The sequence below is a fragment of the Streptomyces sp. NPDC048353 genome (assembly GCF_055587165.1).
This window is the reverse complement of the sequence record NZ_JBVJGU010000010.1, coordinates 231,670-254,894: the sequence shown is the minus strand read 5'-3', so window position 1 is coordinate 254,894 and position 23,225 is coordinate 231,670. Positions and strand designations below refer to the sequence as shown.

18 protein-coding genes are annotated in these 23,225 nt (G+C 72.7%); 12 read left to right on the top strand and 6 right to left on the bottom strand.

The genetic code is table 11. The features are described from left to right. From ACZ6RC_RS30450 to ACZ6RC_RS30440, 3 genes are all read right to left on the bottom strand, one after another. On the bottom strand, positions 1 to 1,768 hold a 1,768-nt coding region (locus tag ACZ6RC_RS30450; RefSeq protein ID WP_453618675.1), incomplete at its 3' end, for a M4 family metallopeptidase. Positions 1,769 to 2,287: 519 nt separating this feature from the next. After that, entirely contained in the window at positions 2,288 to 4,291 is a 2,004-nt protein-coding gene (locus ACZ6RC_RS30445) for an ATP-binding cassette domain-containing protein (protein WP_469589241.1), read from the bottom strand. Continuing rightward, positions 4,288 to 6,084 carry an ABC transporter ATP-binding protein gene (locus ACZ6RC_RS30440; RefSeq protein WP_469589238.1) on the bottom strand — a complete coding sequence of 599 codons (1,797 nt, stop codon included), beginning with the start codon at positions 6,082 to 6,084 and terminating at the stop codon, positions 4,288 to 4,290. Before ACZ6RC_RS30440 ends, ACZ6RC_RS30445 begins: the two co-directional genes overlap by 4 nt. Before the next feature lie 152 nt (positions 6,085 to 6,236). On the opposite strand from ACZ6RC_RS30440, the gene ACZ6RC_RS30435 reads away from it, so the two are divergent. From ACZ6RC_RS30435 to ACZ6RC_RS30420, 4 genes are read left to right on the top strand one after another with little or no spacing between them, the layout of a single operon-like run. Next, positions 6,237 to 7,142, top strand: a complete 906-nt coding sequence (locus ACZ6RC_RS30435; protein ID WP_469589235.1) for an ABC transporter ATP-binding protein — start codon at positions 6,237 to 6,239, stop codon at positions 7,140 to 7,142. Further along, positions 7,139 to 7,885, top strand: a complete 747-nt coding sequence (locus tag ACZ6RC_RS30430; protein WP_469589231.1) for an ABC transporter permease — start codon at positions 7,139 to 7,141, stop codon at positions 7,883 to 7,885. Before ACZ6RC_RS30435 ends, ACZ6RC_RS30430 begins: the two co-directional genes overlap by 4 nt. 22 nt (positions 7,886 to 7,907) lie before the next feature. After that, positions 7,908 to 9,227, top strand: coding sequence for a sensor histidine kinase (locus tag ACZ6RC_RS30425; RefSeq protein WP_469589228.1), 1,320 nt, complete (start codon positions 7,908 to 7,910; stop codon positions 9,225 to 9,227). Continuing rightward, entirely contained in the window at positions 9,220 to 9,882 is a 663-nt protein-coding gene (locus ACZ6RC_RS30420; protein ID WP_469589225.1) for a response regulator, read from the top strand. Before ACZ6RC_RS30425 ends, ACZ6RC_RS30420 begins: the two co-directional genes overlap by 8 nt. Before the next feature lie 6 nt (positions 9,883 to 9,888). Here ACZ6RC_RS30420 and glgX read toward each other — a convergent pair whose 3' ends face one another. After that, positions 9,889 to 12,117 carry a glycogen debranching protein GlgX gene (glgX, locus tag ACZ6RC_RS30415; RefSeq protein WP_469589222.1) on the bottom strand — a complete coding sequence of 743 codons (2,229 nt, stop codon included), beginning with the start codon at positions 12,115 to 12,117 and terminating at the stop codon, positions 9,889 to 9,891. Positions 12,118 to 12,286: 169 nt separating this feature from the next. Here glgX and ACZ6RC_RS30410 point away from each other — a divergent pair, with 169 nt between their 5' ends. From ACZ6RC_RS30410 to ACZ6RC_RS30375, 8 genes are all read left to right on the top strand, one after another. Beyond that, the gene (locus ACZ6RC_RS30410) at positions 12,287 to 13,567 is read left to right on the top strand and encodes a L,D-transpeptidase (protein ID WP_391139071.1); all 1,281 of its coding nucleotides are present in this window, start codon (positions 12,287 to 12,289) and stop codon (positions 13,565 to 13,567) included. Positions 13,568 to 13,743: 176 nt separating this feature from the next. Further along, the gene (locus ACZ6RC_RS30405) at positions 13,744 to 15,000 is read left to right on the top strand and encodes a L,D-transpeptidase (protein WP_469589219.1); all 1,257 of its coding nucleotides are present in this window, start codon (positions 13,744 to 13,746) and stop codon (positions 14,998 to 15,000) included. Positions 15,001 to 15,087: 87 nt separating this feature from the next. Beyond that, entirely contained in the window at positions 15,088 to 15,855 is a 768-nt protein-coding gene (locus ACZ6RC_RS30400; RefSeq protein ID WP_391139067.1) for an enoyl-CoA hydratase/isomerase family protein, read from the top strand. A 225-nt stretch (positions 15,856 to 16,080) separates the two neighbouring features. Continuing rightward, a complete protein-coding gene (locus ACZ6RC_RS30395) occupies positions 16,081 to 16,584 on the top strand; it encodes an ATP-binding protein (RefSeq protein WP_453618666.1) in 504 nt (167 codons plus the stop codon). A 387-nt stretch (positions 16,585 to 16,971) separates the two neighbouring features. Further along, the gene (locus ACZ6RC_RS30390; protein ID WP_469589214.1) at positions 16,972 to 17,733 is read left to right on the top strand and encodes a polysaccharide deacetylase family protein; all 762 of its coding nucleotides are present in this window, start codon (positions 16,972 to 16,974) and stop codon (positions 17,731 to 17,733) included. Then, positions 17,733 to 19,049: a YncE family protein gene (locus ACZ6RC_RS30385; protein WP_469589211.1), complete on the top strand. Its 1,317-nt coding sequence runs from the start codon at positions 17,733 to 17,735 to the stop codon at positions 19,047 to 19,049. The genes ACZ6RC_RS30390 and ACZ6RC_RS30385 overlap by 1 nt, the downstream gene beginning before the upstream one ends. A gap of 41 nt (positions 19,050 to 19,090) precedes the next feature. Then, positions 19,091 to 19,318 carry an EF-hand domain-containing protein gene (locus tag ACZ6RC_RS30380; protein ID WP_391139059.1) on the top strand — a complete coding sequence of 76 codons (228 nt, stop codon included), beginning with the start codon at positions 19,091 to 19,093 and terminating at the stop codon, positions 19,316 to 19,318. A 107-nt stretch (positions 19,319 to 19,425) separates the two neighbouring features. Next, on the top strand, positions 19,426 to 20,355 hold the full coding sequence (locus ACZ6RC_RS30375) for a CopD family protein (RefSeq protein WP_469589205.1): 930 nt from the start codon (positions 19,426 to 19,428) through the stop codon (positions 20,353 to 20,355). Positions 20,356 to 20,421: 66 nt separating this feature from the next. Here ACZ6RC_RS30375 and ACZ6RC_RS30370 read toward each other — a convergent pair whose 3' ends face one another. Further along, positions 20,422 to 21,792 (bottom strand): L-serine ammonia-lyase, encoded by a 1,371-nt coding sequence (locus tag ACZ6RC_RS30370; RefSeq protein WP_391139050.1) that lies wholly within the window; start codon positions 21,790 to 21,792, stop codon positions 20,422 to 20,424. A 164-nt stretch (positions 21,793 to 21,956) separates the two neighbouring features. Further along, positions 21,957 to 23,225 carry a serine hydroxymethyltransferase gene (locus tag ACZ6RC_RS30365; protein WP_391139048.1) on the bottom strand — a complete coding sequence of 423 codons (1,269 nt, stop codon included), beginning with the start codon at positions 23,223 to 23,225 and terminating at the stop codon, positions 21,957 to 21,959.

The window sequence follows — 23,225 nt, the reverse complement described above, 5'->3', positions numbered from 1 at the left end:
CGTTGCCGGTGACGCCGGTGACGTTGACCGTGGAGGTCACCGCGGCGCCGTTGTCCGGGACGGACACGTCGGCGGTGTTCTCGAAGACCTTGCCGCCGGGGTTGCCGCCGCCGGGGCGCGAGCCCACGTTGATGCCGGCCCAGGCGTGCTCGACGGCCAGGACCTCGGGGCTGCCGGCGCCGTACAGCTCGGTGGCCACCGCGACCGTACCGGTGCGGGCACCGGCGTAGTTGGTGTTCGAGCTGAACTTGGTGGTGAGCGCCTTGAACCAGATCAGCGCGGCCTTGTCCCGGCCGATGCCGGTGACGGGCAGGCCGTCGGAGGTCGGCGAGTCGTAGTTGACGCCGTTGACGGTCTTGGCGCCGCTGCCCTCGGAGAGCAGGTAGAACCAGTGGTTCGCCGGGCCCGAGGAGTAGTGGACGTCGATGCCGCCGATGCCCGAGTACCACGCGTCCTTGGACGAGCCGTCCTTGCTCGGCTTGTCCATGTAGCGCAGCGGGGTGCCGTTGCCGCGGATGTCGATCTTCTCGCCGACGAGGTAGTCGCCCTTGTCCGAGGCGTTGTTGGCGTAGAACTCGACGGCCGCCGCGAAGATGTCGGAGGTCGCCTCGTTCAGGCCGCCGGACTCACCGCTGTAGACCAGACCGGCGGTGTTGGACGTGACGCCGTGGGACATCTCGTGCGCGGCCACGTCGATCGAGGTGAGCGGCTTGGTGTTGCCCGCGCCGTCGCCGTACGTCATGCAGAAGCAGGAGTCCTGCCAGAAGGCGTTGACGTAGGCGTTGCCGTAGTGGACGCGGGAGTACGCGCCGACGCCGTCACCGCGGATGCCGGAGCGGCCGTGCACGTTCTTGAAGTAGTCCCAGGTGACCCCGGCGCCGAAGTGCGCGTCCGCGCCCGCGGTCTCCGCGTTCTGCGGGGTGCCGTCGCCCCAGATGTCGTCGGAGCCGGAGAAGAGCGTCCCGGTGCCGGACGTACCCCGGTTGAGGTTGTACGTCTTGTGGTTGCCGCGACCGGTGTCGGTCAGCGTGTACGACGGCGCGGTGCCCAGCGTCACCTGGCCGCTGTACTGCGTGTTGCCGGTGCCGGTGTGGACGGCCTGCCACTCGTACAGCTTCTTGCCGGTGGTGGCGTCGGTGACGACGTGCAGCTCGTTCGGGGTGCCGTCGTGCTGGAGGCCGCCGACGACGGTCTCGTACGCCAGGACGGGCGAACCCTGCGCCATCCAGACGACCTTGCGCGGGGCGCGCTCGGCGGCGGTCTTCTTCGAGCCCTCCGCCGCGGCGGCGCCGAGCGCCTGCTTTTCGGCGGCGGCCGGGGCCACGTCGGCGCTGAGGTCGACGTTCCTCAGCTCGGCGCGGGAGGCCTTGGAGACGCCCTGGGTCACGCCGGCCTTGGTCTCGGCGACCACCAGGTCGCCGCCGAGGACGGGGAGTCCGGCGTAGGTGCGCTCGTAGCGCGTGTGGGTGGTGCCGTCGCGGTCCTGGACCACGTCACGGACGACCAGCTTCTCCTGGGTGCCGAGGCCGAGGGCCTTGGCGGTCGCGGCCTTGTCGGCGTCGGCCGCCCGTATCAGCGCGGTGCGCTGGGCGGGCGAGAGGTCCGCCGGGAGCTTGCCGGGGTTGGCGGCGGTGCCGGCCTGGGCCTTCGGCGCGGCCTGGGTGTCCGCCGCGGTGGCGGCACCCGTCTGGACCGAGACGGCGAGCATGGCGGCGGCAGCGATCAGGGCGCCGGTCGCGGTGGCGCGACGGCTGGGCGTGGATCTCACGCAGACTCCTTTTGCGAGGGGGGTACCGGACGGCTGGGTGGGTCGTCCGGGCAGAGCAAACAGAGCTGTGGAGCACGTACGGCGACACGCTGATGTGACACGCACTTGTGAGGCGCGAACTCCGGTGCGAGGAGTCGGGAAGGAGAGTGACAGTCATCACGGGTCCGTGTCAGGAGCGCGTCAAGAAGTTGGCCGGAAATCGTCCGGTGCCCGAAGGGCCGTGTTCGTTAAGCGGACGTTTCGTCGATCTTGGTCGCGACGTCATCCGGTGTTCGTCCGGCCCCGATTCCGAAGCGGGTCCCATGGTCGGACGCCCGATGCCCGCGGTCTCCCGGACCGTTGAGCAGCGGGGACGCGCCCGTCTGACGGCCGTCCGACGGCATGGCTCGTTCCGCCCCCTCCCCGCGCCGTCCCCGGCCGCCGCGCCACGCCGCCCCGCCCCTCCGGCACGCGCGCGGTGACCAGTCCGTGGACAAGGCGGGGTCAGGGCGGGGTCAGGAGGGGGGCGGTCGGGCCGGCTCAGCCCACCAGGCTGTCCCGCCAGGCGCGGTGCAGACCGGCGTAGTGCCCGTCCCCGCCGACGAGATCCGCCGGAGAGCCGTCCTCCACCACGCGCCCCGCCTCCATCACCAGTACCCGGTCCGCGATCTCCACCGTCGAGAGCCGGTGCGCGATCACCACCGCGGTGCGCCCCGCGAGGACCGTGTCCATCGCCCGCTGCACCGCCCGCTCGCCGGGCACGTCGAGCGAGCTGGTCGCCTCGTCCAGGATCAGCACCGCCGGGTCCGCCAGCAAGGCGCGCGCGAAGGCGACCAGTTGCCGCTGACCCGCCGAGATGCGGCCGCCCCGCTTGCGGACGTCCGTGTCGTACCCGTCCGGCAGCGCGGCGATGAAGTCGTGCGCGCCGATCGCCTTGGTCGCGTGCTCGATCTCCTCCCGGGTCGCCTCGGGCCGCCCGATCGCGATGTTCTCCGCGACCGTCCCCGAGAACAGGAACGCCTCCTGCGTCACCATCACCACACCCCGCCGCAGCTCCGGCGTCGCCAGCTCCCGCACGTCGACCCCGTCGAGCAGGACCCGGCCCTCGGTCGGGTCGTAGAAACGGGCCAGCAGCTTGGCCAGGGTCGATTTGCCCGCCCCCGTCGACCCGACGACCGCGACCGTCTGGCCCGCCGGGATCCGCAGGTCGAAGCGGGGCAGCACCTCGCCACCCGTGCGGTAGGCGAACCGCACCTCCTCGAAGACGACCTCCCGCCCCGGGAAGCCGGGCCGGGCGGGTGGCAGCTCCCGCGGAGCCGCGGCCTCCGGCACCCCCGGAGCCTGCGCGAGCAGACCGGCGATCTTGCCCAGGGAGGCGGCGGCGGACTGGTACGAGTTGAGGAACATGCCGAGCCGGTCGATCGGGTCGTACAACCGCCGCATGTACAGCACCGCCGCCGCGAGAACCCCGAGCGCCAGCGTCCCGCCCGCGACGCGGGTGGCGCCCCACAGGCACATGCCCGCCACCGCCGTGTTCGCCAGGAGCCGTGACCCGACGACATAGCGGGCCATCTCCAGGAGCGCGTCGCCGTTGCTCCGCTCATGGCGGTGGTTGAGCGCCGCGAACTCCGCGTCATTGGCCCGCTCCCGGCGGAACGCCCGCACCGGCCGGATCCCGTTCATCGTCTCCGCGAACTTCACGATCACGCCCGCGACGGCCGTGGACCGCTCGGCGAAGACCACGGCCGCGCGCCGCTGGTAGAGCCGTACCAGCAGGTACAGCGGGACGAAGGAGGCGACGGCCACCGCCCCGATGCCGAGGTCGAGCCAGAGCAGCATCGCCGAGATGGTCACGAACGCGAGGACGACGCCGATCAGCTCCTGGAGCCCCTCGGCGAGCAGCTCGCGCAGCGACTCCACGTCCGTGGTGGAGCGGGAGATGAGCCGGCCCGAGGTGTACCGCTCGTGGAAATCCAGGCTCAGCGCCTGGGCATGGCGGAAGATCCGGCCGCGCAGGTCGAGCAGGACGTCCTGGTTCACCCGGGCCGCGCCGCGGACGAAGGCGTACTGGAGGAGTCCGGCGCCCGCCGCGCAGACGAGGTAGCCGACGGCGACGAGGACCAGCGGGCCGTGGTCGCCGGCCCGGACCGCCGGGACGCCGCGGTCGATGGCGTACGCGACGAGCAGCGGACCGGCCTGGACGGCGGCCTGCTGGAGCAGCAGCACGAGCGAGGCGACGACGACCCGGGCGCGGTGGGCCGAGAGCAGCGAGCGCAGCAGGGCTCCGGTGGCCCCGGCCGGCGCCGGCAGATCGTCCTGGTCGAACGGGTCGCCGGCCGCCTGGGCCGCGCCGGGCCCCGGGGTCGCCGCGGGACCCGACGTGGGCCCGGGCCCCGGGGACGCCGCGGGACCGGCCTCCGGTGACCCCGCCTCCCCGGCCTCCGCCTCCGCCGGGAGGTCCGGCCGCTTTCCCGGGCCCGGCGCCGGGCTCTTCCCGGGGTCCTGCGCCGGGCCGTCCGCCGTCTTCTTCGCCGTCTCCGTCATCGGGGGTCGTCTCCTTCGCCCTCACCGGACATCAGCCAGGCGTACTCGGCGTCGCTCCGCAACAGTTCGTGGTGGGTGCCCACCGCCGTGATCCGCCCCCCGGACAGCAGCGCCACCCGGTCGGCGAGCAGGACGGTCGACGGGCGGTGCGCCACCACCAGGGCCGTGGTGTCCCGCAGCACCTCCCGCAGCGCGGCCTCCACCAGCGCCTCGGTGTGCACGTCGAGTGCCGAGAGCGGGTCGTCGAGGACCAGGAAGCGGGGCCGGCCCACCACCGCCCGGGCCAGTGCCAGACGCTGGCGCTGGCCCCCGGACAGGCTCATGCCCTGCTCGCCGACCCGGGTGGCCGCGCCCTCCGGGAGCGCCGCGACGAAGCCCTCCGCCTGGGCGACACCGAGCGCGCGCCGCAGCTCCGGCTCCCCGGCCCCCGCCCCGGCGCCCATCAGGACGTTCTCGCCGACGCTCGCCGAGAAGAGCGTCGGCTCCTCGAACGCCACCGACACCAGCGCGCGCAGCCGTTCGCGTTCCATCCGGGTGATGTCCTCGCCGTCCAGCAGGATCCGCCCGCCGGTCGCCTCGTGCAGCCGGGGCACCAGCGCCGTGAGCGTCGTCTTGCCGGACCCGGTGGCGCCGACCAGGGCCAGCGTCTCCCCGGGCCGGATGTGCAGATCGATCCCGTCCAGCACGGGCGGGGCGCCGGCGGGCGCGTCCGGGTAGCGGAAGGAGACGTTCTCGAACCGCACCCCGTCCGGAGGCGCGGGAACGGCGTCGCCGGCCGAGACCGGGCCGGGCGTCTCCTCCGGCTCGTCCATCACCTCGAAGTACCGCTCCGTCGCCGTGGCCGCCTCCTGCGACATCGCCAGCAGGAAACCGATCGACTCCACCGGCCAGCGCAGCGCGAGCGCCGTCGACAGGAACGCGACGAGCGTGCCCGCCGACAGCTCCCCGTCGGCGACCTGCACCGTGCCCAGGACCAGCGCCGCACCGATGGCCAGCTCCGGCAGGACCGTGATGAGCGCCCAGATCCCCGCCAGCAGCCGCGCCTTGACCAGCTCGGTCGAGCGCAGCGCCCCGGCCAGGGCCCGGAAGGCGAGGGCCTGGCTGCGGTGGCGGCCGAAGCCCTTGACGATCCGGATGCCGAGGACGCTCTCCTCCACGACCGTGGTGAGGTCCCCGACCTGGTCCTGCGCCTGCCGGGCGACCAGCGCGTACCGGCCTTCGAACCAGAAGCACAGGAACACCAGCGGCACCACGGGCGTCAGCAGCACCAGACCGAGCGTCCATTCCTGACCCAGCAGCAGGACGTAACCGGCCACGATCGTCACTCCGTTGACCAGGAGGAACGTCAGGGGGAAGGCCAGGAACATCCGTACCAGCATCAGGTCCGTCGTGCCGCGCGAGAGGAGCTGGCCGGACGCCCACCGGTCGTGGAAGGCGATCGGCAGGCGCTGCAGGTGCCGGAAGAGGTCGGCCCGCATCCGCGCCTCCACCGACGCCAGCGGGCGCGCCACCAGCCAGCGCCGGAAGCCGAACAGCACCGCCTCGGCGACACCGAGCAGCAGGAGGTACAACGCCCCGAGCCACACACCGCCCGGATCACCGGAGGCGACCGGGCCGTCCACCATCCACTTCAGGACGAGCGGGATGACGAGCGACAGGAACGAGGCGACGACCGCGACGACGGCGGCGGCGGCCCACCGGCCCCGCACCGGGCGTACGTACGGCCACAGCCGCAGCAGCGCGCGCACGGTCGAGCGGTCGGCATCCTCGGCGGGGGCATGTTTTTCGGGCATCAGGCGTGAGCCTACGGTTCACCCCTGACATCCCTCACATGCTTTTCGGCCGCCGCGCGCCGGGTCGTATCCCCGGATCAACCGATCGGTCGACCGCGCTTCGAGCGGGACGGCCGATGTGCCCGGGCACCCCCAGGAGCCAGGCTGGGTGCATGCCGATGATCGAAGTGCGGGGCCTGCAAAAGGCCTACGGCGACCGGAAGGTCGTCGACGACGTGTCGTTCGAGGTCGCCGAGGGAGAGGTCTTCGGGATCCTCGGGCCCAACGGAGCGGGCAAGACCACCACGGTGGAGTGCGTGCAGGGGATCAGGACCCCCGACGCCGGCACCGTACGGGTCGCGGGTCTCGACCCCGTCGCCCGGCACCCCGAGGTCACCCGCGTCCTCGGGGTGCAGCTCCAGGAGAGCGAACTCCAGCCCAAACTCACCATCCAGGAGGCGCTGGAGCTGTACGCCTCCTTCTACGACCGGCCCGCCGACTGGCGCGCGCTCGTCGAACGCCTCGGCCTCGGCCCCCACCTGAAGGCCCGCTTCGCCACCCTCTCCGGCGGGCAGAAACAGCGGCTCTTCATCGCCCTCGCGCTCGTCGGCAACCCCTGCGCGGTCGTCCTCGACGAGCTGACGACCGGGCTCGACCCGCGGGCTCGGCGCGACACCTGGTCCCTCATCGAGGACGTCCGGGCGGGCGGGGTGACCGTCCTGCTCGTCACCCACTTCATGGAGGAGGCCCAACGCCTCTGCGACCGGATCGCCGTCCTCGACCACGGCCGGATCGCCGCCCTCGACACCCCCCAGGGCCTGATCGCCCGCGCCACCGCCTCCAAGGTGATCTCCTTCGCCGCCACGACACCGCTGGACCCGGCGGAACTCCGCGCCCTGCCGGGGGCCACGGGAGTGGAGACGAACGACGGCCGGACCGTCGTCGACGGCACCGACGACACCGTGAACGCCTTCGTCGCCCTGCTCGCCCGCCGCGGGATCACCGCCGGGCAGCTCCGCGTCACCGACGCCACCCTCGACGACGCCTTCCTCGATCTGACAGGAGCCGCACAGCCATGACCGCAGGCGCCACCACCATGGTCCTGAGAACCGAGTTCCGCCTCTTCACCCGCGAACCCGGCGCGCTGTTCTGGGTGATGGTCTCGCCCACGGTGCTCCTGGTGATCCTCGGACTGATCCCCTCCTTCCGCCAGGTCTCCGACGACCTCGGAGGCCGCCGGGTCATCGACCTCTACGTCCCCGTCTCCGTCCTCATGGCCCTCGTCATGGCCGGGCTGCAGGCCATGCCGCCCGTCCTCGCCGGCTACCGCGAACGCGGCATCCTGCGCCGGATGTCCACCACCCCCGTCCGCCCCGCCTCCCTGCTCGCCGCCCAGATCACCCTGCACGGCGCCGCGGCGCTCGTCTCCGCCCTCCTCGTCGTCACGGCGGGCCGGCTCGCCTTCGGGGTCCGGCTGCCGCGGAACCCCGCGGGCTACGGCCTCGCGCTGCTCCTCGCCGTCGCCTGCGGCCTCGCCCTCGGCGCCGCGGTCTGCGTGGTCTCCCGCACGCAGAAGATCACCACCGCCGTCGGCTCGGCCGTCTTCTTCCCGACGATGTTCACGGCCGGAGTCTGGGTCCCGGTCCAGGCCATGCCCGATACGCTGCAACGGGTCGTCCACTACACGCCGTACGGCGCCGCTTCCCGGGCGCTGGACACCGCGGCGGGCGGCGGATGGCCCGGCTGGGCGGCCCTCGGGGTGATGGCGCTGTGGACGGCCGCGCTCACGGCCACGGCGGTGCGCCGGTTCCGCTGGGAGTGACCGGACGGGGGAGGACACGGAGATGGCGACGACCGTCGAGGAACGCTGGCGGCAGTTCCTCCGCTGGGGCCCTTACGTTCTGCTCGGCATCGCCGCGGTGCTCTCCGCCGGGGCGGCCGACCTGCTGATGGAGCCAGGGGAGAAGAGGACGGCCGCCGGTCTCGTCGTGGCCGCCCTCGCCCTCCAGCTCTGGTGGGGCACCCATCAGCGCCGCGCGGCCCCCCGCCGGCCCCCGGCCGCCGAGGACGGGTCCCCCCGCGACGCGGCGTGCGCGGACCGGATCGTCCTCGTCCCCGGCGCCCCGGGCGCCGCCTCCGCCGTCTACTTCACCGCGCGCGCCGCCCTCGCCTTCGCCCTGACCTGGCTCAACCCCTTCTTCGCGGTCTACGCCTGCGCGGGCTACTTCGACGCCGTCCACCTCCTGCCCCGCCGCGCCGCCCGCGCCGGACTCCTCTGCACCGCCGTGACCATGGCCGGCTCCCAGTCGGGCGGACTGCCGCCTGGCTCCCTCGCCGGCTGGGCGGCCTTCGCCGGGCTGTTCGCGCTCAACGCGGGCCTCGCCCTCGGCTTCTCCCACATCGGGACGAAGGAGGCCGAGCGGGCGGACGAACGAGCGGCCACCATCACCGAACTCGCCCGGACCAACGCCCGGCTGGAACAGGCCCTCGCCGACAACGCCGCCCTCCAGGCGCAGCTCCTGCTCCAGGCGCGGGAGGCCGGAGTGGCCGACGAGCGGCGGCGGCTCGCCGCCGAGATCCACGACACCATCGCCCAGGGACTGACCGGGATCATCACCCAGCTGCACGTCGTCACCGCCACCCCGGACCCGGCCCGTGCCCGCGTCCACCTCCGGCGCGCCTCCGACCTCGCACGCCACAGCCTCGGCGAGGCCCGGCGCTCCGTGCAGAACCTCGGACCGGCCGCCCTGGAGCACGACGCCCTCCCCGAGGCGCTGCGCAAGACCGTCGCCGGCTGGTCCGAACGCACCGGCATCGCCACCCGGTTCACCGTCACCGGCACCGAGGAGCCCCTCCACGAGGAGGTCGCCGCCACCCTGCTGCGCATCGCCCAGGAGGCCCTCGCCAACGCCGAGCGCCACTCCGGCGCCTCCCGGGCCGGCGTCACCCTGTCGTACATGGGCGACGAGATCACCCTCGACGTCCGTGACGACGGCCGGGGGTTCGACCCCGCGGCCGTCCCCGCCCGCACCGGCGGCACCGGCTTCGGCCTCGACGGCATGCGCGCCCGGGCCGAACGCATCATCGGCTCCGTCGCCGTGGAGACCGCTCCCGGAGAGGGCACGGCGGTCAGCGCCCGCGTACCGTTGGTCCACCATGACTGAGATCACCCTGCTGATCGTCGACGACCACCCCGTCGTACGGGACGGCCTGCGCGGCATGTTCACCGCCGGGTCCCCGGACGGCACCGGCCCCGGCTTCACCGTCCTCGGCGAGGCGGCCGACGGCGTCGAGGCCGTCGCGCTCGCCCTGCGGCTCGACCCCGACGTCGTCCTGATGGACCTGCGCATGCCCGGCGGCAACGGCGTCGAGGCCATCGCCGAACTGACCCGGCGCGGCGCCCGCGCCCGGATCCTCGTCCTCACCACGTACGACACCGACACCGACACGCTCCCCGCGATCGAGGCGGGGGCCACCGGCTACCTCCTGAAGGACGCGCCCCGGGAGGAGCTGTTCACCGCCGTCCGGGCCGCCGCCGAGGGCCGGACGGTCCTCTCGCCCGCGGTCGCGACCCGGTTGGTCTCCCGGGTCCGCACGCCCGCCGCCCCCGCCGACGCGTCGCTCTCCGCCCGCGAACGCGAAGTCCTCGCCCACGTCGCCAAGGGCACCTCCAACCGCGCGATAGCCGCCGAACTGTTCATCAGCGAGGCGACCGTGAAGACCCATCTGACGCACATCTACGCCAAGCTGGGCGCCAAGGACCGGGCCGCCGCGGTCGCGACGGCGTACGACCGGGGCATCCTGGGCCGCGGCGGCTGAGGCCCCTCACCCCCCGACCCGCAGCAGCACCACCGACCGCGCCCCCACCGTCACCCGCTCCCCGCCCCGGTGCACCGTCCCCGGCGCTCGGGTCTGGTCCTCCAGGGAGGTGTCCAGGACCAGTTCGTACGACTCCGCCCACGGCGGGCCCGGCAGCAGGTACTCCACCGGCCGGGAGCCCGCGTGCAGCACCGCGAGGAAGCTGTCGTCGGTGATCTGGCGGCCCCGGGCGTCCCGGCCCGGGATGTCGCGGCCGGAGAGGTACAGGCCGAGCGTGGCGGCGGGGGCGTACCAGTCCCCTTCCGTCATCTCCGTGCCGTCCGCCGTGAACCACGCCAGGTCCCGCAGGCCGTCCGCGCCCTGCGGCCGGCCGGAGAAGAACGCCCGGCGGCGCAGCACCGGATGGGCGTGGCGCAGGGCGAGGAGCCGGCGGGTCAGCTCCAGGAGGCCGCGCCGGCCGGGGTCCTCGGGGAGCGACCAGTCCAGCCAGCTCGTCTCGTCGTCCTGGCAGTAGGCGTTGTTGTTGCCGCCCTGGGTCCGCCCCATCTCGTCGCCCGCGACCAGCATCGGCACCCCGGTCGACAGCAGCAGCGTCGTCAGTAGGTTGCGCAGCTGCCGCAGCCGCAGCGCGTTCACCTCCGGATCGTCGGTCTCCCCTTCCACGCCGCAGTTCCAGGCACGGTTGTCGTGGGTGCCGTCGCGGTTGCCCTCGCCGTTGGCGTCGTTGTGCTTGCGCTCGTACGTCACCAGGTCGCGCAGGGTGAAACCGTCGTGGGCGGTGACGAAGTTGACCGAGGCGTACGGCCGCCGGCCGCCCCAGGCGTACAGGTCGCTGGAGCCCGACAGGCGGTAGCCCAGGTCCCGCACGTCCGGCAGCGCCCCGCGCCAGAAGTCGCGGACGGCGTCGCGGTAGCGGTCGTTCCACTCCGTCCACAGCGGCGGGAACGCCCCCACCTGATAGCCGCCGTTGCCCACGTCCCACGGCTCGGCGATCAGCTTCACCCGCCGCAGCACCGGGTCCTGCGCGATGACCGCGAGGAAGGGGGAGAGCATGTCGACGTCGTGCATCGACCGGGCCAGCGCCGCCGCCAGGTCGAAGCGGAAGCCGTCGACGCCCATCTCCGTCACCCAGTAGCGCAGGCTGTCCGTGATCAGCCGCAGCACCTGCGGCTGCACCACGTGCAGGGTGTTGCCGCAGCCGGTGTAGTCGGCGTACCGGCGGGCGTCGGCCTGGAGCCGGTAGTAGCCGCGGTTGTCGATGCCCTTCAGCGACAGCGTCGGCCCCAGCTCGCCCGCCTCCGCCGTGTGGTTGTAGACCACGTCGAGGATGACCTCGATGCCGGCCTCGTGCAGCGCCCGCACCATCCGCTTGAACTCGCCGACCTGCTGCCCGGCCGTCCCGGACGAGGAGTAGCCCGCGTGCGGCGCGAAGTAGCCGACGGAGTTGTACCCCCAGTAATTGCGCAGCCCGCGCCGGAGCAGATGGTCCTCGTGCGCGAACTGGTGCACCGGCAGCAGCTCGACCGCCGTCACCCCGAGCCGTACGAGATGCTCGACGGCCGCCGGGTGCGCAAGGCCGGCGTAGGTGCCGCGCAGCTCCTCGGGGATGCCCGGGTGGAGCCGGGTGAAGCCCTTCACGTGCAACTCGTAGATGACCGAGTCCGGCCACGGCGTCTTCGGCCTGCGGTCGTCGGACCAGTCGTCGTCGTCGAAGACGACCACGCCCTTGGGCACGAAGGGAGCCGAGTCCCGGTCGTCGCGCACGGTGTCGGCCACGTGCTGCTGCGGCCAGTCGCGCACATGGCCGTACACCTCCGCCGGCAGCGCGAAGTCGCCGTCGACGGCACGGGCGTACGGGTCCAGGAGCAGCTTCGCCGGGTTCCAGCGGGCCCCCGTCCAGGGGTCCCACCGGCCGTGCACGCGGTAGCCGTACCGCTGTCCCGCCCCCACCCCCGGCACGAAGCCGTGCCAGATCTCGTGGGTCAGCTCGGTCAGCGGCAGCCGCCTCTCGGCACCGTCCGCCTCGAAGAGACAGAGCTCGACCGCCTCCGCCCCGCCGGCCCACAGCGCGAAGTTCGTCCCCGCCACGCCGTCCGGGCCGACCCGGCAGCGCGCCCCCAACGGTGTCGGCGCGCCCGGCCACACGGCCGGTCCGCGCCGTTCCACGGCAGGGGAGGGCCGCACGCTCTGCGGCGACCCGTCCCGTACCGCCTCCTGCTCGGCTGCGCTCGACACCTGTCCGGCCTCCCGCGGCTCGTCGGGGCCCCGTGCCGCCAAGGCCCCGCGGCGTCCCGGCCGCGACTCCCCGCACGTGGTCCTCCCACCTGTTCTGCCCGGAGCGCCGCACTCCCAACATGACCCGCACGCACGTTTCCCCTGGAGGGTGGCCGTCGTTGGGCCGGTCGTGAATCACGTACTGAAGCGGGTGCGGGCCGCTCTCGCGGTCCGGGCGCCCGGCAGGACCCGGAAGACAGGCCGCCGGACCGGCGCGGCGCTCGCCCTGGTGGCGGTCGGAGTGGTGGCCGGGCTCGCGGGCTGCACGGAGGACGGCGGCGGTGGAGGGCTCGGCGTCTCGCTGCCCGGAAAGGCGCGAGCGCCGGGCGACGTCATCCGGATCAGCCCGGAGGACGGCAGCCGGGCCGTCCCGGCGCAGGGGCCGATCGAGGTGAGGGTGGACAGCGGCAGGCTCGAACGGGTGACGGTGGTGCGGGTCGAGGACGCCCAGCGCGCCGAGGTGCCCGGAGAGATCAGCGAGGACGGGCTGCGCTGGCGGCCCCGGGCGGACGCCCGGCTCGCGCTCGCCGCGAAGTACAGCGTGGACGCGGTGGCGCTCGACGGGCACGGCCGCCGCTCGGCCCGCCACACCACCTTCACCACGGTCGTCCCCGAGCGGCGCTTCATCGGCTACTTCAAACCGGAGAACCGTTCCACTGTCGGCACCGGCATGATCGTTTCCTTCGGCTTCAACCGGCCGATCGAGAACCGGGCGGCCGTCGAACGGGCCATCAGGATCACCTCCGACCCGCCGGTCGAGGTGGTCGGCCACTGGTTCGGCAAGGAGCGGCTCGACTTCCGGCCCGCGGAGTACTGGAAGCCGGGCACCCGCGTCACGGTCGACCTGGCCCTGCGCGATGTGGAGGGCGCCCCGGGGGTGTACGGCATCCAGCGCAAGAAGGTCGGGTTCACGGTCGGGCGCTCGCAGGTCTCCGTGGTCGACGCGGCCGCGCACACCATGGAGGTGCGCCGGGACGGCGAACTCCTCGCCACGCTGCCCGTCACGGCCGGGGCGCCGAAGACGACGACGTACAACGGCCGGATGGTGGTCACCGAACTGTTCGACGTGACGCGGATGGACGGCCGGACGGTCGGTTTCGGGGGCGAGTACGACATCAAGGACGTCCCGCACGCGATGCGGCTGACCGACTCCGGCACCTTCCTGCACGGCAACTACTGGGCGGACTCCGGCACGTTCGGCACCGCCAACGTCAGCCACGGCTGCGTGGGGCTGCGGGACGAGAAGGGCGGCAGCCCTGACTCCCCGGCGGGCTGGTTCTTCGACCGGACGCTCATCGGCGACGTGGTGGAAGTGGTCAACTCCCGTGACCGAAAGGTCGCTCCCGACAACGGCCTCGGGGGATGGAACATGGAGTGGAACCAGTGGAAGGCGGGTTCCGCCGTGCGGTGAGACCTCGTATCCCCTCGCTGACCTGCGTCGCCCGGCCGCAACTGGGACTGAACGGTGACATTCGCGTGGAGCTTTCGTGTCCCCCGGTGTGATTATCTAACGCCGTGCGTGCGGAGGATGCGCGCGGGGGTGCGGGCCGTGGCGGGGCCAGGCCGTGCGAGGGGAGACGAACCATTGTGAACGGGCAGCCGATATCGGGGGCATCGGTCGGGGCTACGCGGCGGGGGCCGCGGACCGGCAGGACACGGCTGCAGGCGCTTGCCGTGGGCGCTCTGCTTCTCGTCCTCACCGCGTGCGGGGGAGGGGACCCGGCCGGAGGCAAGGGCGGTGACCCGGCGCAGGACGGCGGCGGGAAGCAGGGGAACGCCGCGTCGACGGCGGTCGTGACCATCGCGCCGAAGGACGGCGCCGCCGCGGTGGCGACCTCCGGCGCGCTGAAGGTGACGGCGGAGCAGGGCAAGCTGACCACGGTCACCGTCGCCGACTCCAAGGGCACCGAGGTCGAGGGCAAGCTGGCCGCGGACGGATCGAGCTGGCAGCCGGTCGCCCACCTGGCCGCCGGCACGCAGTACAAGGTCCACGCCATCGCCAAGGACGCCGAGGGCCGCGAGTCGGCGAAGGACACCACCTTCACCACCCTCGTCCCGAAGAACACCTTCATCGGCCACTACACGCCGGAGGACGGTTCGACCGTCGGCGTCGGCATGCCGGTCTCCGTCAACTTCACCCGGGGCATCACCAACCCCGAGGCCGTGGAGAAGGCCGTCAAGGTGACGGCCGAGCCGTCGGTCCCGATCGAGGGCCACTGGTTCGGCAACGACCGTCTCGACTTCCGCCCGGAGAACTACTGGGCGGCGGGCACCAAGGTGACCGTCGAGCTCAACCTGGACGGCGTCGAGGGCCGCCCGGGCGTCTACGGCAAGCAGAAGAAGAAGATCTCCTTCACCATCGGCCGCCGTCAGGTGTCCACGGTCGACGCGAGCGCCAAGACCATGAAGGTCGAGCGCGACGGCAAGATCATCCGCACCATCCCGATCACCGCCGGCGCCCCGTCGACCACGACGTACAACGGCCAGATGGTCATCAGCGAGAAGTACAAGGTCACCCGCATGAACGGAGCCACGGTCGGCTTCGGCGGCGAGTACGACATCAAGGACGTGCCGCACGCCATGCGGCTGTCCACCTCGGGCACCTTCGTCCACGGCAACTACTGGGCCTCGGCCGGGACGTTCGGTTCCGCCAACGTCAGCCACGGCTGCGTCGGTCTGCGCGACGCGCGCGGCGCCGGCGACGGCTCCACCCCGGCGGCCTGGTTCTACGACCGCTCGCTCATCGGCGACGTCGTGGTCGTGAAGAACTCCAAGGACAAGCAGATCGCCCCGGACAACGGCCTGAACGGCTGGAACATGTCCTGGTCGGAGTGGACCAAGTAGTCCCCGCCGACCTCTCGTCCGACGGACCCGGTGCTGTGACCAACGGCACCGGGTCCCTCGTCGTTAACGGCCACTAACCTTCCCCTCATGACTGTGAACCTCGAAGTCGCCGAAGGCGTCGGCACGATCCGCCTCGACCGCCCCCCGATGAACGCCCTCGACATCGCCACCCAGGACCGGCTGCGCGAGCTGGCCCGGGAGGCGACCGACCGCGACGACGTCCGGGCCGTGATCCTCTACGGCGGCGAGAAGGTGTTCGCGGCGGGCGCGGACATCAAGGAGATGCAGGTCATGGACCACGCGGCCATGGTGAAGCGGTCGCGCGCGCTCCAGGACTCCTTCACCGCCATCGCGCGGATCCCCAAGCCGGTCGTGGCCGCGGTCACCGGCTACGCCCTCGGCGGCGGCTGCGAGCTGGCGCTCTGCGCCGACTACCGCATCGCCGCCGACAACGCCAAGCTCGGCCAGCCCGAGATCCTGCTGGGGCTGATCCCCGGCGCGGGCGGCACCCAGCGCCTCTCCCGTCTCATCGGTCCCTCTCGGGCCAAGGACCTCATCTTCACCGGCCGGATGGTCAAGGCCGACGAGGCCCTGACGCTCGGTCTGGTCGACCGGGTCGTCCCGGCCGCCGAGGTGTACGAGCAGGCGCACGCCTGGGCCGCGAAGCTCGCCCAGGGCCCGGCCCTCGCGCTGCGGGCCGCCAAGGAGTCGGTCGACCAGGGCCTGGAGGCCGACATCGACACCGGCCTGGCGATCGAGCGCACCTGGTTCGCGGGGCTCTTCGCGACCGAGGACCGGGAGCGCGGGATGCGCAGCTTCGTCGAGGAGGGCCCGGGCAAGGCGAAGTTCGTCTGAGTCGGTGAGCGGGCGGGGCCCGGACCGGGCCCCCGCCGTTCCGGGGACGTCCCCGGAACGGGCCCCGTCCGTTCCGGGCGCTTCCGGGGCGGGAGCCCCTTCCCGGCCCGCCCGTTGCGCTCCCGCTCCGGCATATGACGGGGGGATGGCCCGGACGTGACGATTCCGCGGGCCGATTCCGCCGGAACGCCCACGCGGGCCGCTCGGGGCCGCCATGATGGGGGCATGGCGGGCCTGGAAGGTACGGAACAGCCACGGCAGCACGGCGGGGCGACCGCCGCACGGTGGGTACCCGCCGTCGAGGACGAAGAGGCCCTCGAGGCGCTGGAGAGATACGGGAACCCGGCCGACGGCGACGTCCGCCTCCCCTCCCGCGGTGAGTCCGCAGCCGTCGCCCGCCGGCTCACCCAGTACGTCGTCCTGCGGCAGTGGGCGCTGACCCCGCAGATCGCCGAACACGCCGTGCTCCTCGTCTCCGAACTCGTCGGCAACGCCGTCCGGCACACCGGGGCGCGCGTCTTCGCCCTGCGCATGCTGCGCCGGCGCGGCTGGATCCGGATCGAGGTGCGCGACCCCTCGCGCGGACTGCCCTGTCTGATGCCGGTCCACGAGATGGACGTCAGCGGCCGGGGGCTCTTCCTCGTCGACAAGCTCTCCGACCGCTGGGGCGTCGACCTCCAGCCGCGCGGCAAGACCACCTGGTTCGAGATGCGGGTGTCCGACCGCTGAGGCGCGCCCCCCCGAACGCACGAAAGCCCCCGTGCGCCGTGGTGGGGCGCCGAGGGGCTTCCGTGGGAGCGCCGTGGATCGGGGGGTGTATCCACGGCGGCTGTGGACGACCTGGCCCGGGTCAATGGGGGTCGTGCGATCGACTATGGCAGACGGGACCGCTGTCGCCAAACGTCCTTACCTCTTCAGAGTGGGTCATATCGGGACAAGTGAGCGATGAATCTATGGTGACCTATGGCACCCGCCTTCCAAACCATGAATAGATATGGGATTCACCGCTTGTTTCATCGATCATGGCCGAGTGGTGCAGGCGGCGGGGTGGCCTGCAAACGTCCTGAATTGGCTTAATCGTTACCTTTCGGGCATACCGCCCCTTCCAATGGTCGGGTGAACCCGACCGACCGCCGCACCGCACTGCGGGCGGGCGCGGCCGCCGCCGTCGCCGGAACCCTCACCACCGCCTGCGGCACGGAGCCCCCCGCCCCCGCCCGGCGCCCCCCGCCCGCCCCGGCGCCCGCCGCCGCCCCCGCGCCCCGCCGCTTCCCCGGCCGCCCCGCCGAAATCGAGAACGGCCCCCGCGACCGGCCCCGGGTCGCGCTGACCTTCCACGGCCAGGGCGACCCCGGCATCGCCCGCACCCTGCTCGAGCAGGCCGAGAAGACCGGCGCCCGCCTCACCGTCCTCGCGGTGGGCGACTGGCTCGACCGCCACCCCGACCTCGCCCGCCGCGTCCTCGACGGCGGCCACGACCTCGGCAACCACACCCAGCGCCACCTCGACATCAACGCGATGACCGAGCAGGAGGCCTACGCCGAGATCACCGCCTGCGCCACCCGGCTGCGGCGGCTCACCGGCTCCATCGGCAGCTGGTTCCGCCCCTCCCGCGCCCGGCACGCCACCCCCACCGTCCAACGGGCGGCCCGCCGGGCCGGCTACCCGCACGTCCTGTCGTACGACGTCGACTCCCTCGACTTCACCTCGCCCGGCGCCGCCGCCGTCGTCGCCCACGTCACCGGGCCGATCCGCAACGGATCCGTGGTGAGCCTGCACTTCGGCTACGCGGACACGGTCGCCGCGCTGCCCCTCCTCCTCGCCGAACTCGACCGCCGCGGCCTGCGCGCGGTGACCACCACGGAGTTGCTGACCTGATGCTGCCTCTCACCAAGCGTTCGAAGAGCCTCCTCGCGGCCGCGCTGCTCGCCGCGCTCGCCGGCTGCGGCATCGCCGACAACGGGGCCGAGCCCCGGGGCGGCGCCACCAAGGACGCCGCCGCCCTCCCCGCCGTACCCAAGCGGGCCGTCCCGGCCGGGCTCCCCGGCATGCCGCCGGTCCTCGACCCCCGGGACGTGTACGCGGCCGACCGGCCGGGCAAGCTCTCGCCCGTCGTCAAGGGCTTCCCGTCCCGCGTCTACGTCCCCAACACCAACTCCAACACCGTCTCCGTCATCGACCCGGCGACCTACCGCGTCATCGAGACCATCCCGGTCGGCATCCAGCCGCAGCACGTCGTCCCCTCCTGGGACCTGAAGACCCTCTGGGTCAACAACAACCGCGGCCACACCCTCACCCCCATCGACCCCGCGAACGGGGTCGCGGGCAAGCCGGTCGAGGTCCACGACCCGTACAACCTCTACTTCACGCCCAACGGCCGGTACGCCGTCGTCATGGCCTCCCTCGACCGCGAACTGGTCTTCCGCGACCCGCACACCATGGAGCGGAAGAAGACCGTCCCCGTCTCCTGCTACGGCGTCAACCACGCGGACTTCTCCGCCGACGGCCGGTACTTCGTCGTCTCCTGCGAGTTCTCCGGCGAGCTGCTGAAGGTCGACACCGAGAAGATGGAGGTCATCGGCCAGCAGCGGCTGCCCTTCGAGGGCGCCATGCCGCAGGACGTGAAGATCTCTCCGGACGGCAAGACCTTCTACATCGCCGACATGATGGCCCACGGCGTATGGGTCCTGGACGGCCGGAAGTTCACCACCCCCACCCTGCTCCCGACCGGCAAGGGCGCCCACGGCCTCTACGTCTCCCGCGACTCCAAGGAGATGTACATCCCCAACCGCGGCGAGGGCTCCATCTCCGTCTTCGACTTCCGGCAGAACAAGCTGACGAAGAAGTGGCGGCTGCCGGACGGCGGCTCCCCGGACATGGGCGGCGTCTCCGCCGACGGCAAGGTGCTGTGGCTCTCCGGCCGCTACGACTCCGAGGTGTACGCGATCGACACCACCACCGGGCGCCAGCTCGCCCGCATCCCCGTCGGCAGCGGCCCGCACGGCCTCGCGGTCTACCCCCAGCCCGGCCGGTACTCCCTCGGCCACACGGGCGTCTTCCCGCTGACGGCCCCCGGGGGCGGGCCACGGCACACGGTGGCCCGCCTCCCACGGCGGCCCGCCCGGGCCCGCCCGGGCCCTCCCGGCGGCCCCCGGACACGGACCCCCATCGGCCGCCCGGCCGCGGCCCGCTAATCTGACCTCCGTCATCGAAGCACCAAGAAGGGGCGGAAGCAGTGGCGGACATCGAGTCGGCACGCAAGGCATTCGAGCGGTTCGACGTGGACGGGGACGGCCTCATCACCGCCGCGGAGTACAAGAGCGTCATGGCCCAGCTGGGTGACTTCCACGTCACCGAGACCGTCGCCGAGGCGCTGATCAACCAGCGCGACGGCAACGGCGACGGCAAGCTCTCCTGGGACGAGTTCTGGGCGCACCTGGACAAGGGCGCCGCGCAGGCCTGAGCCCCGGCCGGGACGGGCGGCCGCGCGGTTTCGCGGATCGCCGCCCGTCCGGCCCGCGCGCGGGTGCGCGAGTTGCCGCCCGTCCGGCCCGCGGTGACGATCGACCGGTGACGCTTCCCGGTCCCCTCGGCACCCCGACACGTCTGACGGCGGCGGTCCTGGCCGCCGTAGCCGTGCTCACCGTCGCCCTGCTCGGCGCCGGCATAGCCCAGGCGGGCACCGGAGAACTCCGGATCCCCGCCGCCGGCACCACCACGCTGCTGCGGATGTTCGTCCTGGTCGGCCTCGCCGTCCATCTGGGGGAACTCGCCGGCACCCGGCTGGCCCGGGAGGGCCCGCGGCCACGCCGCTGGTCCGCGCCCGCCTCGCTGCTCGGCGCCGCCGCCTCCGCCACGCTGCTCCTGCTCCTCGCCGCCGTCAGCGGCCTCGGCCTCACCACCGTGTACGGCATGCGCGAAGGCCGGCTGCTCCTCGTCACGGCCAACGCCTTCGCCCTCGCGGCCCTGTGCGCCACGAGCCGCCGCCCCACCCTGGCACTGCTCCCGCTCGCCGTCGTCATCGGCGCCGAGGCGCTGCGCGCCCACCCGGAGACGTACAGCCCGGCGGTCGGCGTCACCCTCACCGTCGTCCATCTGACGGCCGGCTCGCTCTGGCTCGGGTCCCTCCTGCACGTCCTGCGGACCATGCGGCTGCGGCTCGACGGCCGCGCGGTCCTCGTGCGGTACGCCCGGATGGCCGCCTGCCTCTTCGCCACCCTCGCCGTCACCGGCACCCTGTCGACCCTGCGCCGCCTGCCCCCGGACCTCGTCCTGACCACGGCGTACGGCAGGGTGGTACTGGCCAAGCTCGCACTGATCGGCGTGGTCAGCCTGCTCGCCCTCACCGCCCGCCACCGCATGCTGCGCGGCGGCGACGCCGAGGCGCCCGCCCGGATCGAGCTGGGAGCCCTGGTGGCGGTCGTCCTGGTCTCGGCCGTCCTGACGGTGGTCCCCGACCCGCACTGGTCGGCTCCGGCCCAGGCTGTGTCCGGAACGTAGCGCCGTCTGCCCGCAGGCCGGGCGGGACCGTCCGGACGCGGCCTCACCCCGTCGGCCGGCCTCGTCTCAGCACTCGATGATGTTCACCGCGAGGCCGCCGCGGGCCGTCTCCTTGTACTTGACCGACATGTCCGCGCCGGTCTCCTTCATCGTCTTGATGACCTTGTCCAGGGAGACCAGGTGGCTGCCGTCGCCGCGCATCGACATCTTCGCCGCCGTGACCGCCTTGACCGCCGCCATGCCGTTGCGCTCGATGCACGGGATCTGGACCAGACCGCCCACCGGGTCGCAGGTCAGGCCCAGGTTGTGCTCCATGCCGATCTCGGCCGCGTTCTCCACCTGCTCCGGGGAGCCGCCCAGGACCTCGGCGAGGGCGCCGGCCGCCATCGAGCAGGCCGAGCCGACCTCGCCCTGGCAGCCGACCTCGGCGCCGGAGATCGAGGCGTTCTCCTTGAAGAGCATGCCGATCGCGCCGGCCGCCAGCAGGAAGCGGACCACGCCCTCGTCGTCGGCGCCGGGCACGAAGTTCATGTAGTAGTGCAGGACCGCCGGGATGATGCCGGCCGCGCCGTTCGTCGGGGCGGTGACCACCCGGCCGCCCGCCGCGTTCTCCTCGTTCACGGCCATCGCGTAGAGGGTGATCCACTCCATCGCGAGCGCCGCCGGGTCGCCCTCGGAGCGCAGCTTGCGGGCCGTGTTGGCGGCGCGGCGGCGGACCTTCAGGCCGCCGGGGAGGATGCCCTCGCGGGACAGGCCGCGGGCCACGCAGGCCTGCATGACGCGCCAGATCTCCAGGAGACCCTCGCGGATCTCCTCCTCCGTGCGCCAGGCCTTCTCGTTCTCCAGCATGAGCGCCGAGATCGACAGGCCGGTCTCCTTCGCCAGGCGGAGCAGCTCGTCGCCGGTGCGGAAGGGGTACTTCAGGACCGTGTCGTCCGGGACGATCGGGTTCTCGCCCTGCACGGCGTCCTCGTCCACGACGAAACCGCCGCCGACCGAGTAGTACGTCTTCTCCAGGACCAGCGCGCCCTCGGCGTCGTACGCGAAGATCGTCATGCCGTTGGCGTGGTACGGGAGCGCCTTGCGGCGGTGCAGGACCAGGTCCTCGTCGAAGTCGAAGGGGATCTCGTGCACCCCGAGGAGGTTGATCCTGCCGTTCGACTTGATCCGCTCGACCTGGTCGTCGGCCGTCTCGACGTCGACCGTGCGCGGAGAGTCGCCCTCCAGGCCCAGCAGCACCGCCTTCGGCGTGCCGTGGCCGTGCCCGGTCGCGCCCAGGGAGCCGTACAGCTCCGCCCGTATCGAGGCGGTGGGGGCCAGCAGGCCCTCGTTCTTCAGCCGGCGGGCGAACATGCGCGCCGCGCGCATCGGACCCACCGTGTGGGAGCTGGACGGGCCGATGCCGACCGAGAACAGGTCGAAGACCGAGATGGCCACGGGGTGACTCCTTGTGGGGGTGGTAGACGCCGTTGTCTGCCGGGGTGGAGCAGAAAAGCGCGGAAACAAGCGTGGAACACGGGGTGGGGCACCGCGCTCACTGTCCAGTGTGCGCGGTGCCCCGGAACTGCGTACGAACGAAACCGGAACTAAAGCGTACGAAACTACTTCAGACCCGGGTACAGCGGGTGCTTCTCGGCCAGCGCGGAGACCCGGGCCTTGAGCGCCTGGGCCTTGTCCCCGTCGAAGCCGGGCTTCAGGGTCTCCGCGATGATGTCGGCGACCTCGGCGAAGTCCTCGGTGCCGAAACCGCGGGTCGCGAGCGCCGGCGTGCCGATCCGCAGACCGGAGGTGACCATCGGCGGACGCGGGTCGTTCGGGATCGCGTTCCGGTTGACCGTGATGCCGACCTCGTGGAGGCGGTCCTCGGCCTGCCGGCCGTCCAGCTCGGAGTTGCGCAGGTCCACCAGGACCAGGTGCACGTCCGTGCCGCCGGACAGGACCGAGACGCCGTGCGTGGTGACGTCGTCCTGGACCAGACGCTCGGCGAGGATGCGGGCACCCTCCACCGTACGCCGCTGGCGCTCCTTGAACTCCTCCGAGGCCGCGATCTTGAAGGAGACCGCCTTGGCCGCGATCACGTGCTCCAGCGGGCCGCCCTGGAAGCCGGGGAAGACCGAGGAGTTCAGCTTCTTCGCGAAGTCCTTCTTCGCCAGGATGATGCCGCCGCGCGGCCCGCCCAGCGTCTTGTGCGTGGTGGAGGTCACCACGTCCGCGAACGGCACCGGGTTGGGGTGCAGCCCGGCGGCGACCAGACCGGCGAAGTGGGCCATGTCGACCCACAGGTACGCCTCGACCTCGTCGGCGATCCGGCGGAACTCCGCGAAGTCCAGCTGACGCGGGTAGGCGGACCAGCCCGCGATGATCACCTTGGGGCGGTGCTCCTTCGCCAGGCGCTCGACCTCGGCCATGTCGACCAGGCCGGCGTCGTCCACGTGGTACGCGACCACGTTGAACTGCTTGCCCGAGAAGTTCAGCCGCATGCCGTGCGTGAGGTGACCGCCGTGGGCCAGGTCCAGACCCAGGATCGTGTCGCCGGGCTGGGCGATCGCGAACAGCGCGGCCTGGTTCGCGGAGGCGCCGGAGTGCGGCTGCACGTTGGCGTACTCGGCGCCGAAGAGGTCCTTGACCCGGTCGATGGCGATCTGCTCCGCCACGTCGACGTGCTCACAGCCGCCGTAGTAGCGGCGGCCCGGGTAGCCCTCGGCGTACTTGTTGGTGAGGACGGAGCCCTGGGCCTCCATGACCGCGACCGGAGCGAAGTTCTCCGAGGCGATCATCTCGAGGGTGGACTGCTGGCGGTCGAGCTCGGCGTCGACGGCGGCGGCGACGTCCGGGTCCAGCTCGTGGAGGGGAGTGTTCAGAAGCGACAT

Coding starts and splice junctions, on each gene's coding strand:
- ACZ6RC_RS30445 (WP_469589241.1), bottom strand. CDS start 4,291: ATGACGGAGACGGCGAAGAAGACGGCGGACGGCCCGGCGCAGGACCCC.
- ACZ6RC_RS30440 (WP_469589238.1), bottom strand. CDS start 6,084: ATGCCCGAAAAACATGCCCCCGCCGAGGATGCCGACCGCTCGACCGTG.
- ACZ6RC_RS30435 (WP_469589235.1), top strand. CDS start 6,237: ATGCCGATGATCGAAGTGCGGGGCCTGCAAAAGGCCTACGGCGACCGG.
- ACZ6RC_RS30430 (WP_469589231.1), top strand. CDS start 7,139: ATGACCGCAGGCGCCACCACCATGGTCCTGAGAACCGAGTTCCGCCTC.
- ACZ6RC_RS30425 (WP_469589228.1), top strand. CDS start 7,908: ATGGCGACGACCGTCGAGGAACGCTGGCGGCAGTTCCTCCGCTGGGGC.
- ACZ6RC_RS30420 (WP_469589225.1), top strand. CDS start 9,220: ATGACTGAGATCACCCTGCTGATCGTCGACGACCACCCCGTCGTACGG.
- ACZ6RC_RS30400 (WP_391139067.1), top strand. CDS start 15,088: ATGACTGTGAACCTCGAAGTCGCCGAAGGCGTCGGCACGATCCGCCTC.
- ACZ6RC_RS30395 (WP_453618666.1), top strand. CDS start 16,081: ATGGCGGGCCTGGAAGGTACGGAACAGCCACGGCAGCACGGCGGGGCG.
- ACZ6RC_RS30385 (WP_469589211.1), top strand. CDS start 17,733: ATGCTGCCTCTCACCAAGCGTTCGAAGAGCCTCCTCGCGGCCGCGCTG.
- ACZ6RC_RS30365 (WP_391139048.1), bottom strand. CDS start 23,225: ATGTCGCTTCTGAACACTCCCCTCCACGAGCTGGACCCGGACGTCGCC.